Origin of the sequence: Acinetobacter sp. TY1, assembly GCF_048551395.1 — a bacterium.
GTDB lineage: Bacteria > Pseudomonadota > Gammaproteobacteria > Pseudomonadales > Moraxellaceae > Acinetobacter.
In genome coordinates this window covers 1-13,810 of the sequence record NZ_JBLYZK010000043.1, presented here as the reverse complement: position 1 = coordinate 13,810, position 13,810 = coordinate 1, and the positions used below count along the sequence as shown (strand labels likewise).

The 13,810-nt window shown below is 36.1% G+C and carries 8 protein-coding genes and 1 pseudogene; 2 read left to right on the top strand and 7 right to left on the bottom strand.

The annotated features are described in order from the left end of the window. On the top strand, positions 1–2,292 hold a 2,292-nt coding region (locus ACK2M2_RS15520; RefSeq protein WP_419349749.1), incomplete at its 5' end, for a BapA/Bap/LapF family large adhesin. Positions 2,293–2,358: 66 nt separating this feature from the next. Here the strand turns inward: ACK2M2_RS15520 and ACK2M2_RS15515 are convergent. The 7 genes from ACK2M2_RS15515 to ACK2M2_RS15485 all read right to left on the bottom strand — a co-directional run bounded on the left by ACK2M2_RS15515 (position 2,359) and on the right by ACK2M2_RS15485 (position 13,569). Further along, a complete protein-coding gene (locus tag ACK2M2_RS15515) occupies positions 2,359–3,816 on the bottom strand; it encodes a coniferyl aldehyde dehydrogenase (protein WP_419349747.1) in 1,458 nt (485 codons plus the stop codon). Positions 3,817–4,426: 610 nt separating this feature from the next. After that, positions 4,427–4,927 carry a Dps family protein gene (locus tag ACK2M2_RS15510; RefSeq protein ID WP_419349745.1) on the bottom strand — a complete coding sequence of 167 codons (501 nt, stop codon included), beginning with the start codon at positions 4,925–4,927 and terminating at the stop codon, positions 4,427–4,429. 712 nt (positions 4,928–5,639) lie between these two features. Continuing rightward, positions 5,640–6,899: a type II toxin-antitoxin system HipA family toxin gene (locus tag ACK2M2_RS15505; RefSeq protein ID WP_419349743.1), complete on the bottom strand. Its 1,260-nt coding sequence runs from the start codon at positions 6,897–6,899 to the stop codon at positions 5,640–5,642. Positions 6,900–6,903: 4 nt separating this feature from the next. Continuing rightward, positions 6,904–7,206, bottom strand: coding sequence for a helix-turn-helix transcriptional regulator (locus ACK2M2_RS15500; RefSeq protein WP_000364388.1), 303 nt, complete (start codon positions 7,204–7,206; stop codon positions 6,904–6,906). A gap of 599 nt (positions 7,207–7,805) precedes the next feature. Beyond that, positions 7,806–10,763 (bottom strand): tyrosine-type recombinase/integrase, encoded by a 2,958-nt coding sequence (locus tag ACK2M2_RS15495; RefSeq protein WP_419349741.1) that lies wholly within the window; start codon positions 10,761–10,763, stop codon positions 7,806–7,808. Continuing rightward, on the bottom strand, positions 10,760–12,940 hold the full coding sequence (locus tag ACK2M2_RS15490; RefSeq protein WP_419224901.1) for a hypothetical protein: 2,181 nt from the start codon (positions 12,938–12,940) through the stop codon (positions 10,760–10,762). Before ACK2M2_RS15490 ends, ACK2M2_RS15495 begins: the two co-directional genes overlap by 4 nt. 2 nt (positions 12,941–12,942) lie before the next feature. Then, positions 12,943–13,569 carry a hypothetical protein gene (locus tag ACK2M2_RS15485; RefSeq protein ID WP_419349739.1) on the bottom strand — a complete coding sequence of 209 codons (627 nt, stop codon included), beginning with the start codon at positions 13,567–13,569 and terminating at the stop codon, positions 12,943–12,945. A 146-nt stretch (positions 13,570–13,715) separates the two neighbouring features. Between ACK2M2_RS15485 and ACK2M2_RS15480 the strand changes: the two are divergent. Beyond that, positions 13,716–13,810: pseudogene (locus ACK2M2_RS15480) on the top strand (IS5/IS1182 family transposase); the annotation flags it as partial.

Here is a 13,810-nt window from a genome sequence, read left to right as displayed (position 1 = left end):
GAAACGGTTACCGTTACAGCATCAGATGCAGGTGGTAAATCACCTGCGACAAATGCACAAGCACCAGATTTAACACCGCCTCAAATTAATACGCTAGAGTTTAGTGCTAAAGGTGATGTGCTTTCAGGTACAACTGAAGGCTATGCTAAAGTTGAAATTAAAGATGCTGCTGGTAAAGTTATTGCAAATACAACAGCTGATGCAAATGGTAGTTTCAGTGTAACTTTTTCTAAACCATTTGGCTCAGGTGAAGGGTTTAGTGCAAAAGCAACAGATGCACATGGTAATACTGGTGATGCTAAATTTGTTCAAGCTCCAACACTTTTGATGGCAAATTCAGATGTGGTACATGCTGATGTAGATTTGGGTTACGTGTCTACGACAACAAGCAAAACAACATCTGTTGGATTTGGCTCTTTAGGAACATTCTTGGGTATTCCTATTTGCGGTACAAAATCTGCTGAAGTTAATTTCTCAGTTAATCCAAATCAAACATCAACTGTAAATATCAAGGCATATAATACATCTCTTGCTTCATTCCTTGATGGCATTAAAGTGACACTATATAAGCAAAGTGCTACAGGTGTATGGCAAAAAGTTGCTGATTCTAAGGATAAAGGATTATTTAATAAGTTCTTCTTGTTTTCAGAATCAACAGGTCTACAGGTTAAATCACTAGACGCGGGTAATTATAAAGTTGTTGCTGAAGATACTACACTATTTGGTATTTTATCTGGCAATAAATTATCAGTGACTCAAAATACGACAACGACTTCAAGTGATTTGGAAGCAATCAAAGCGAATCCAGTTTCTGGTAATTTAATGGTTGACGATGTTGTACCAACAGGCACAACTTTGACTAAATTGGTTTCAGATACGGGTGCTTCGGTTAATGTTCCAACGGCAGGTAAAGCAACACTTGTTGGTAAATATGGGACGATGCTGATCAATGCTGATGGTTCATATACATACACACCAAATAAAGATGTAAAAGTTGTAGGGCAGGTTGATACCTTCACTTATACAATTACAGATAAAAATGGTAATGCATCTACAGCAAAAGTTTATGTACAAATTGGTGCAGATGAAGTGAACCTGAAATGGGATCCAACGAATCCATCTAAACCAGCGACGATGTTGCAATTAAATGATGATACTGATTTTGTTATTGGTACCGTGAAACAAAGTACAGCTGTAACAAGTACAAATGTTGATTCGGGATTGTTATCGGCTCAATCATGCAAAATTGCAAGTATCAATTCAAATACATTCACTGTTGGTAATACTGGTGAAACGAGTATTAAAGTTGATTTTAAATCAGCAACAGGATGCTATACCGATCCATCTAAGACTACATTCAATTGGCAGTTGCAGAAATACAATGCACAAACTGGTCAATGGGTGAATGTATCTGGTGCGAGTGGTTCAAAATCTTATGGTTTTGTTGGTTCGGTTTCGTCAAGTACAACAGTATTTGAACAAACAGTGAAAGTAACAGATGCTGGTCAATATCGTGTGAACTTCCAAACGAATGGCGGTCTGTATTCATCTAGCTTCCTTGCACAGAAATTTGATACAAATGTAACAGTTCAAACGACCTCACCAGATAAATGGACGATTGATAGCTTTGGTACTGCAACAGGTAATATCTTCACGGGTGAAGGTGTTGATACGATTGGTAAGGATTCACTTGGTTTCGGGAAAAAATTATCAGTTTCAACAGATGGTGGTCTTACATTTAAGGATGTATCAGCAACGGGTCTTACAGTGAGTGGTAAGTTTGGTTCATTACTCATGAAAGCTGATGGTTCATATACATATACACAAAATAAAGGAACTGCGGGTTCTGATGATTTTGTATATAAAGTTGTTGCGGGCAATGGTGAGACTCAGACAGCTCATCTAGAAGTGAATGCTCAATTCAATGTGAAAGGTTCTGCTGCAAGTGATGTATTTAGTGCTGATCAAATCATGCATGTGCTTGAAATGGGCGCGGGTGCTGATACTGTTAAATTTACGTCATTAAATACTGTGGATCAGGGTGATTATTGGACTGACTTCTCGAAAGTACAAGGTGACAAAATTGATGTATCTACATTGTTGAGCAACAAAAATGTTACATCAGCAAACATTAGTGAATATCTAACAGTTGAACAGAAAGGTACAAATACTGTGATCAAAATTGATCTTGATGCCAAAGGCACTCAGTATGAAGCGAAAGAATTGGTTGTTCTTCAAAATACCAATACTACGCTTGATGAGCTGTTGAAAGGCAATCATTTAGTATTCTAAGTGTTTGATCGAAACTAAATTAAAAAGAGAGCTTTAGCTCTCTTTTTAATTTTTTGATTTTAATTTTTAGATATTTGGATCACCTTTTTTAAGGAAGAAACGTAAAATCATCTTCTGAATAAATGTACCATAGGGTGGGTAAAACAATTGGGTTGGAAAGAAACGATGGCGATGTAAAACTGTTTTTGCATGTGAAAGCTCACGAAAGCCTTCTATGCCATGATATGTCCCCATGCCTGAATTTCCAATGCCACCAAAAGGTGCATCATGGTTAACAACATGCCAGCCCCAATCATTTACAGTCACGCCACCTGAATGTGTATTTTTTAGAATATGATCACGTTCATTTGTATTTAAAGTAAAACAGTAAAGTGCCAAAGGTCTTTCATGCTTTTGGATATATTGTATAGCTTGTTCTAAAGTGTCATAAGCAATAATAGGTAAAATAGGACCGAATAGTTCTTCTTGCATAATACGCATGTCAGGTGTGCAATTAATGACGAGTTGTACAGGCATACGGCGTGAAGCATGCTCAACATTATAGTCAGCACAGGAAATGATTTGTGCTCCTTTATCTTGAGCATCTTGGAGAATGGCTTGAATACGCTTTAAATGTCGTTCATTGATAATAGATGTGTAATGGGGGCTTTCATCAATATTTTGCCCAAACATATGTGTAAATTGATTTTTACAGGCAGAAATAAACGAATCAATGTTTTCTTTAGGAATGAGCGCATAATCTGGTGAAACACAAATTTGTCCACTATTTGTTGCTTTGCCATGCAAAATTCGTTTGGCTGCATCTGTAATGTCATAATTGCGGGTCACAAGTGCAGGGGATTTACCGCCAAGTTCGAGTGTGACTGGGGTTAAATTTTCAGCTGCAGTACGCATTACGATATGACCGACTGCTGGAGAGCCAGTAAAGACAATGTGATTAAAGGCGAGGGATGTAAATTTTGAAGGATCTTGAATTTCTTCACCAAAAACGGCTACTTCATCTTCACTGAATATTTCAGAGAGCATCTGCTTAACCTTAGCATTGGTGGTAGGCGTAAACTCTGAGAGTTTAATCATTACTCTATTACCTGCAGCGATTGCAGCTACAAGGGGTCCTAATGCGAGATAAACTGGAAAATTCCATGGAACAATAATGCCAATAACACCTTTGGGTTGATATTGCACTTCTAGTCGATTTGAGAGAAAAAGTAATTCTGTGTGACGTTTACTTGGTTTCATCCAACGGCGTAGATGGCGAATAGCATGTTGTGTTTCTAAAACGGAGCCAAGAATATCGAGTAATTTTGATTCATGAAATGAGCGTGAATCAAAATCAGTATTAATTGCTGTTGCAATGGCATCTTGATAACGAATAATTTGTTTTTTTAATTCGATTAATTTATGACGTCTATTGGTGTAGTCAGGATAAGGTTGAGCATTAAAAGCTATACGTTGTTTTTCGAAAATGAGTTGCATCTCATCTGTCGCGGTATGCCTATTTTCTACTGTTGATGAAAGTTCCATTTTTCTTCCTTGAATTTAAAATGATAGGTTTTATGCTTATTTTGTTATATCAGTATGTATTGATAAAAATGGAGGACTTAACTTGGTAAACAAAACATACTCATCAGGAGTTTAGCATGAGCAAAAACAAAAGTTTTATATAGCAGATTTAAGGTTAAAATAATAAAAGTTATAGCTAAGCATTTTCTTTATTTAAATAATTTTTCAAAATATAAAAATCTAGACTTAGTTTACTATTCAAACTTGTTCTAATGACTAAGAATAAGTATGTAGATAACGTTTATATTGTTGTGTACACCTAGGCGTACAATCATTTAGGGAATTTAGCAATATAGGGATCCAATCAAATTTTATATTATGAATCTATAGAGAGTAGGATGCTCCAAAGAATAAGAATAAGATAAAGAACAAGGAATTTTAAAGTTACGACAGGGGTTGTATCTAAAGCATCAAATATGTAAAAAAGCCCAACAGGATGTTGAGCTTTTTTATTACTATCTCTTAAATAGATTTGTTGTGATGAATGACCTAAGCAGTAAGTTAAATCAGTTTATTAGAGAGGCTTAGCTGCTTTGGTTGTTCTGAAAATCTCTTTACAATTCTATATTTATTAATACTCTAGAGTACTTCTTAACATCCAAGCAGTCTTTTCATGTATTTCAAGTCTTTGTGTGATTAGGTCTGCTGTTGGTTGATCGTTTACTTCATCGACAATTGGAAAAATTGCTCTGGCTGTTTTTGCAACAGTTTCATGTGCATTCACCAATAAGCTAACCATCTCCTCTGCTTTAGGGACACCCTCGACTTCCTTAATCGCAGTCAATTTAACAAACTGTTTGTATGTTCCAGGGGCAGGGAATCCCAATGCTCTAATACGTTCAGCTATTGTATCTAAAGCAGTCCATTGTTCAGTATATTGATCCATAAACATATTATGTAAACTGTTAAACTGAGGTCCTGTCACATTCCAATGAAAATTATGTGTCATTAAATACAAAGTATAGCTATCAGCAAGTAATTTAGATAATCCCGCGACAATTTTTTCTCGATCATTGTGCGAAATACCAATATCAATCTTTATTGCTTTTGCTTCTTTTTTAGGGTTAGTCATTATTGATATCCTTTGGTTAAGTTTATGATATTAAAATATTATTTAAAATATCTTAATGGTAACTTATGGAAATAAAAACTTCATTTATAAGAATATAATTCAACCAAAAATAAAAGCAATAGTAATTAAATAGCAACTATGTTACTTGAAAAATAATGGGGGAAGCTAAAGCACATATTACTAAGTACATTCAGTTATTTGATTATCATGGTGAAATTCAAAAAGGCTTAGATTATAAGAGACTAAATTAAATGGAAGAGGACTTTTATAAGTTGATCACTTGGAATCATCTAGGTGAAAGTCTCTTATTAATTCAGCACACATCAATTTATGTTTAATTCATTTATAATTTTAAAATACGTTATAAAACAATTTAAAAAAATAAAAAAACCCCAATTTTTCAATTGGGGTTTTTGAATTTGGAGCGGGAAAAGAGACTCGAACTCTCCATGACCCCAACCTTGGCAAGGTCACCGAGATTTATGCCATTAAATGATGTTAACTATAAATATATGATTTAATTGATTGTGTGTAGTTTTTAGTGGGGTGAAATTTTTAGCAATTTAGATCATTTAAGGATATTTTGGTCACTTCATATTGGAAATTTTAGTCTATAAAAGTCACCTGTATTTTGGTGCGAATTTTCATGAGAAACAATAACATTATATAATTTAATATAATGATTCTTGATCCTCATGAAAATTTTTTATATTCAATTCAATAAATGAATATTATGCTCAATCCTATTTTGGATCATCTGGAGAGTCTCTGTTTGAATTTGTCCAGGTAATAGATCATGAGCGATATTGCTGAATCGGATTGCAACCTTACAAATCGAGCCAATAATTTCATCGACTTCTTGGGCAGAAAGTTCCGCTTCCTGAGTACCAAGTTTTACAAGAGCTTGTCGAGGAATATCCAGTGCCTCACCCATGATATCCATTTGATGATATCCACCTGGCCCCTCACAGAAAGTAACATCATAGGCAGGGGAGAGTTTCCATTGCCCATTTTGGGACATCAGAAATGAAAAGTTTTTGCAATGATCATCTCGATTATTGAAGACTACATTGAAAACAGCTCGCTTGAATGCAATTGCTTTTTCGCGAACATCATTGGTGCAAAAGTGTGCAGCGCGAAGAAAGTTACTGTAGTCTAAACTCCCTGGTGATTTAAAATCAGCTCCGGTGAAGGCCGCTAAACTTTGCATAGGGATACGCATGCCATCGTGGCGGTCAAATCTCTTTGATGCAAATGCGGTTAATCCATTCGGAAGAGTAAAATATTGAGTGTCAGTGGTATCAATATGACAATGACGCAAACATTCTGCATAAACAGCTTCAATTGCACAAACTTCAGGATGCTCTTGCTGAGCGGGAAATTTGATCAGCCAAGCTTCATGTTGATGTGAGCTAACTGTTGAGAATTCGTTGGTGACAGGATCACGATAGACGAGTGCTTTTGGCCTTGCACCTTGTGGAGATCCACCCATAATTAATAAATGCTGTAAAAATTCTGCACCTTCTCCTTTGAGAACTTCCTGAACTTCTTGAGCGAGTTTAATCAGTGGAATATTTTCAGTTAATGCTAACTCAGGTGCTGAAGGTTCAAAGGATAATGCCCCCATTGCATGTGTATTAATATACGTGAGTCTTTCTAATGGCCCAATCCGTGCTGGATTGAGTCCATTTTTTTTAAATAAGCGATCCATAAGAAGCATGCCCCAACCATCGGGTAGGGCATCATATATAGGACCTGGCAATCCCATTTGATGTGTAGGAAAGTTCGTTCTTAATGAGTCACCTTTTAATGGAAGTAGGTAAGAGGAAAGTTCTAAACCTTTACTGATCGCTTCTGCACTGTATTCAAAGGCAATTAATGGCCGACCTGTGATTGCGGTTGAGGAGACCAGTGTACCCCAAAGCCAATATTCACCCCATCCATTGTAGTAAACATTAAGTTTTTTGAGCATGGACTTATTTCCTTTTGATACGTTGGCGAGCCGTATTGCTCTCATAGCGGAGAATGTCATTTACACTGTTTAAATGAGGTTTGAAGAGTTCCTCTAATTCTTTTAATCGGCCCAATACCATGGCAACGCGTACTAAATTTTCAAATGAAACATTTCGACCGGCTTCCAGATTAGATACTGTATTCACACTAATACCAGCACGTGTAGCGACGTCTGCCTGAGTCATTTCCAGATAAAGTCGTTCTTTGCGAAGCCTTTCACATAATAACGTGACAACCTCTTCAGGCTTTTTGAATTTTAAATCCATAATATTGGGTCTTATATCTATATATATCTATTAAAACACAAAATAATGGATTTATAGAAATAAACCATTTGATGTAAGGAGGGTGCTTAATTGGCCTGATTAGATCTAATTAGACTAAAAAAGTCTAATTAGACATTTACAATTTAATAGAGTCTAACAACCTGCTTTAAGCTTAATCAGTTTCGCCTGATGTCGCGAGGAACCAGTATTTGCTATCAGGTTAATCTGGAATATTTGGCACAAGTGGTTTGGAGCAATGAGGTTGGGCAGGGGTTTATCTTTTCTGATAACTTATTGGGTACCGATTCACAACTTATTCATCATATTCTGAAAATATTTCTTCAATTTCATTGTGCTGCGGCAATTTATGCTTTTTATTCACTTCGAATTGTAAACTAATACTGCAAATTCTTGTTTAAATGATCATTAAATTTTGTGCTAACTTGGACAGACATTATTTGGCTAGTGGGACAAACAGTTATTGCTCTTTAAGATGATTAATTTTACCACTCACGCTTGGAAGTCTATATTAAATCATTACAGGAATGACTGGTAAACCACGAATAAGAATGCGTGGCAAACTTATCCAATAATTTGCATTAAAGATGAGAAACTATCATCAGATACATCAGTAACTTGAATACCCCAAGTGCTTTTGCATCTTTATCCTTGAAGCAGAACTTAATTCGCCTTTCATTTTCAGTCAGGCTGAAGTTTTCTGCCCGTAATGTTAAATCCTGTAATGTCTTTTTGAGCTCTGTTTTGCTCTGCTGAGAGAGTTCTAAATGAAGATATTTTTTGGGAAATAAGCTATGAATAAAAGAAAGAAGTTTCTTCAGTTGCCGTTTTTCATTGAGTTCAAAAATTAACTGGGCTGAATTGGGCTGAGCTTTTTCAAGATAAATTGAGTAGATTGTATGAAGCTGTTTTTTGTATTTACTTTGTACATTTGCATAACGCTCCTGAACATGTTGAATGACCTTTTTTTCCTCCTGATTGGTTGGCAACATGGTGACCAATGCATTCGGAGTTTTCCTTAAAAAATCTGTGGTAAATAACCTCGATGATTTTTTTTGGTTTACACAGGAGGTTTTCAAATGCTGGGCTTTAGCACGTAATTTTTGCGCGATTTGCAAAGGAATAGTTTCAGGTAACATAAGGTCTTGTTCTTTTTCTACTGCAAGAATGTGATGCAATAATTCAAAAGTCATCTCTGAGTCATGAGCTCCTAGCATCAGTGAATCAGGCGATTTCTGTTGACCTAGTTGAAATTGATGATCATGTTGCCTGTAACGGTCTTTAGTGAGTTGATGAAATAAAAACTGTTTGATCGCCCGCTGCTGAACAGGATATTTAATGGCATCATCATGTTTCAGAATGTTAAAATAGGCTTCTTTAGGAAGCGGGCTGTGCATTTGATTCAGCTGGTAGCTAATTGCTAGATGCATTAAATGCAGATAGCTTGAACAGGTCGTGTCAGGGGTTAGGTGCCCGGCAAAATGAGAAAGTGCATACCAGGTTTGCTGAGTATTTCTGTTTCGCAACAATGCATAACGGATACGTAATTGCTCATGTGGGCTATAGTCAGTAAATGCATCTGAAAGTGTTGAGTTTTTTAAAATCAGGTAAAGATGATTAAATGCAGAATGGCGCAGACTATGGTAAGTAAAATTGTGTTCTCCAAAAACTGGCTGGATCAATTGTTTCAATAGGGAATTCACTTCATTTTCATGAGTTTCTTCTAAGGACTGTTTTAAAAACAGCGGTTGTGCAACTGATTTTCCTTGTTCTTTTAGCAGACGTTTTCTATTCTGACTATATGTTTTAAATGCATGTAATTCGTCGGCTTTAAGTAGATGATGCAGGGGAATCTTGCGGTAAGCTGAGTAGCTTTTTTGATTTTTATTGTGATTGTTGCGAATAGTGATTATCACAGCATCTTCACTAATAAATAGATCACGTACGAAGATATTCAATGTTTCATTGATCCGTAGTCCGACTCTGAACCCCAAAATAAAAATCAGTTTAAATATATTTTTATCCTGAATCGAAATATTTTGAGTATTTTCGAGCTGCTCTAGCATGTGGTGAAAAATATGGGGCGAGATCAATGCGGTTCTGCAGATTTTTACCTGGATTAAATTATCCAGATCAACAGTGGGTGCGTTAAAAAATAAGGTCTGTTTGTGATGAAACTCCTGTAGACGTTTTTGTAGAGTTGCTCTAGTTGTTTCTTTCTTTAATAGAAGCATTTCTCCATACAGATCTTCAAAATCAGCATCTGAAAATGATGAAATATCTTTGTCTTGCGTTGCCTGCAGCCAATGGACTGCAAACTGTGAAAACATGGTCTTCAGAGAACTTTGCTTGAGCGGCTGAAAATCTGCACGTATAAGCTTGCGCTTAAATCGTTGCTGCTGCTGAATAATATGATTTAGAAGGTCCAGTTGAGGTTCCGTTAATTTTGAGCGTAGAATGCTCCACAGCAGCAAACGTTCCAAGGCTGGAGATTGTTCTTTAGCATATAATTCTATGAGTTGATCGCTATAGTTTTTTGCACGAATAGCTTGACGTATTTCTACTAAAATATCGGCAGCATCTAATGCAATAGTGACTTTAGACTGGTCTTGAGGGTTTTCATAAACTTCCTGAATCGTATGGGTAGGCGTGGGTTCAGGCTGAATAAAATAAGCTGCTAATTGTTTTTCGAGAGGACTGGAACTGTAAATTTCATTTTTTAAGATACAAATGGACATTTGATCCAGTCCGCTGTTTTTCAGGAACTGTGTATAGTAAAAACCGTATTTTAATAGGTCTTTACAACGCACCTTTTCCTGAGGAAAGCATTCGATAATGCAAGTATTGATCACTTGTTCTGCGTCATCAATATCCGAAAATAAATCAAATTTTTGATGTTTTAGTCTGTAGATCCAGCATTTCACAATATCGTGCAGCACAAATGTTTTGGTATAGCTGACTGAAAACTCAGGGTTATTAATACGCTGATTACCGAAATTTGGATTTGGGATCTCTAGCGAAACAACATGATTCGAGTCTAAGAAGCTTTGAAATTTCTTTGTTTTTAAAATGATTTTTAAAAAAAATTGCAATTCGGCATGGTTATAAATGCCATTAAATAATATTGAACTGATCAAACAAAAGCCAAGAGATTGGGTGGGACTGAAGTCATTTCGTTTTGTCCAGTAAGCAATCATATTTTGGGCAAATTGAGTAACTTTTTTACCATGTTTTAAGGTTTCAATATTTTGTAGTGGCAGAGACCTTTCGTACCTTACGGGAGCGGCAGGCACTGGATAGTAGTGATTCGATGAAAGATTAAAGCGCTTGATATATTTAGCAAATTCTATACGTGCCATCTGATAGCTACGGATGTTTGACTTACAGTGTTCTAAAAGCTGATTATCAACTTGACGACAAATTTCCGAATAGTTCTCAGGCGTCAGCTCTATACATTTCTCACTAAACAAGTTCAGAAGAAATGCTTTGTTTTTTCTATGCTTTTTTATTCTTTTGAGGGAGTGTGGGTGTTTACTCATTCAATCAGGAACCCGTTAAATGTAGACATACTTTTAAGTTCTAATATTTCGACAAGCTTGTCTTGTGCTACTCGAATATGATCGTAATCAGTTGCCTGAAAACCCGAATAACGATCAAACAGTCCCTGCATTGCTTCGTCATGACCAAAGATGTCTTTAACTATATCTTCATTGCAGTATTGTGCAAAAAAATAACGAGAAAAGTGGCGGGTCCAATTGCGCTGAAGGGCTATTTCTGTACAGAATTTTTGAATATCAGAAAGTTCTAAATTTCGGATATCTCCTTGTGGATCGTAAAATAATAGAAAGGGGCGTTCACCCTCGAAGACCTCATGGATTGTTTGTACTTGTTCATTGGACAGATAGGCTTTTGTGAGGTAGAGAAAGTGTTTTAAATATTTTAGGTAATGCTGTATTTCATCACGAAGATAATCGTTAAACGGTAGATATCGTCCAATGGTGCCCGAATAACGCTGCTCTTTATCTGCAACAGCCATCAATTGATTGTCGAGGTCAATATAATCTAGATTTGGCGGGAAGGACTCACTTGGTCGTGCTGAAGTTATCAGCATGCAAATATGCCAAAGCCAGATTGAATAATACTTCAGTGTTTTGAAAGGATTTGGATTACCTCGAACTTGTTCATCAAGCTGTTTAAATAAAGATTTAACCAGTGGCAGATCTGGTGTTTGCTGACTACCGAAAGTAATAGGAGATTTAAACTCTTCGATATAACTGCTGTTGAGCTGCGGGCAAACTAGATAAAGTGTTTGGCTATAAATATCGAGAATATCTATGATCTGTGTTGAAGAGTAATGGCATGGAATATAGTGCTGAACGCTTACGCCGCTAAGTAACTTACTTTCCAATTCATAACCTAGCTCATTCAATGTAATGTCACTGAGTAAACGTGGGAGATTTTGTTGAGTTAGCTGGAAAGTCAGCTCTTTATTGATGCTACGTAAATGCTCTTGTACCTTTGAATCAATTTTTGCATGATCCCACTTTTTTAGTTGAAAAATATTTTTAAAGTAAACTTGAGGCAAGGGAATTGTAAAAGAGTTTATGGTATTCAGCATATGTTCTTTCAAAACAAAATCTTTGAATTTAGAGATTTCAAAGCTTTGTTTGAAGAAACACGAGTCAGGCTTCAGTAAAACCTTTTTATTTTTTGCAGTGATTCGTGAGTTTTTTTGGAAAACTGGCAGATCTTTATAATAAGTAAGGCTGAGTACTGAAAATAGAAGTAAAGCATGAATGGGAGAACTTTCTGCTTCTTCAAATAAAACTTGCATAACGTGCCGTGCAGTAGGTAAATCGAAAACCCGAGGATTTGGCTTGTTCATTAGCTCATTCTTGTTTTGATGCAGAATTTTACTTTTCAGATTTACGATTTGGGCAGTGACAGAATGTTGCTCTAATCCAGTAAATTCAAAGTTATGATCTTCAACTGTTTCAATGACTTTATCTTCGCGTGATTGTTTAGCTGTACCCTGTTCAAACTTGGTCTGATACGTTTGCTCATCATCAAGAGTAGTTCTTGAGGTCTTGTAAACATCTGTTTGGGGAGGTTCTTGGATGCCTGGATTACTTTGACGGTGTCTTTTTTGACGTTCTGATTGAGTATAGGTATACGTATAAATAACGCGGATTTCTGCCAATTGGCCTATTTGGGTTTTCTTTAAACTCTCTTTGGATTTGTCAAATAATTTTCTATTCTCAGTTTCAGCTTCTTTTAGAAATTCAACAAGATCGTCTAATTCGATCGGAAGAGACGGTAAAAAATTGTAAAGCCAATGGTATTCCTGCTTTGTACTGGCTAAACGAAAACGTCTACAAAGATTAGCTACAGTAGCTGCATGTTCTTTGCTATCAAGTAATTCAATGCATTGAGTATTGAAAATGGCCCATTTCAGTGCATTTGATTGATATGCTGATGGAGTGTTGATCAGCGCCAGGAGATAATGAGCTAATGGATACTTACTAATCGATAGATCAGTAGGATGCTGATTCATAATTTTAATTAGTTTAACGACTTCAGTTGGTCGGATGAAATCATTGAGCTTAAAGAAGTCCTGATCATTTTCCAGTTTTGCTTCCGCCAGTGCTTGATAGAAGTCTCGAAATAGCTCAAGCTTTAATTCTTGAGTATCTTCTAAATAACGATATTCGTTCATGATTAAATTCCCGCCAGAATTTTTTCTAATGACAGTGGGTCGGCATAATTTGAAATAGAACTCACTGGACTTTTGGATTTAGACAGTCCTGATAATTCTCGTAGATAATTGATAGTTAAAACTTCCTGACCGAAAACTTCCTGAAGATGTGCAGCTAAGTATTCTTCATTTAGCCAATTTGCAATGATGTCTAAGCCATGAATGGAGTGGTGTAATCCGGAACACAGTAAGGCCTTTACTTCGCTTAAAGCTTGGATGGTGAATTCGTAGGAATTATTTTTTTCATAAGCTCTGAACTTAAATTCATTTTTATTCTTGTTGTAAGAATAGGCATAGATCCAGCTGAAATGACTACTAAAAAAATAGTGATCAGGTGTTTTAGTGGTAAGGAGCGGGATTTCGATATTCTGTTTAAAAGTTAAATTCAAGTGATAGCTTTGCTGTTTATCACTCAGTTGGAAAAATAAAGCTATCCAGATTTGGTACGCATGCATACATTTTGGATAACACATTAATTTTAAGTTTTTTGAAGATACACGATGACTTTCAATAGCTTTTTTTTTATAGACATATGCTGATGTCTCCCCATATTTATGCCAAGTGGCTGAAAAATAAGCTATAATATTCACGTATTTTTTATAGGAGAGTCAAGGGTTGTGCACCCTATATTGTGTTATTAAATTGTAAATTTCACTATATATAGTGTTTTTAATCTTTTTAGGGCTTTGTTGCACAAACCTATCTGTAAAGGCTTTTTCAGCGATATAATTTTCAAATGAAGAAGCCTACACACAAAATCTACCGCACAACCAATTGGCCCGCATATAACCGAGCACTCATGAGTCGCGGAAATATTGCCATTTGGTTTGA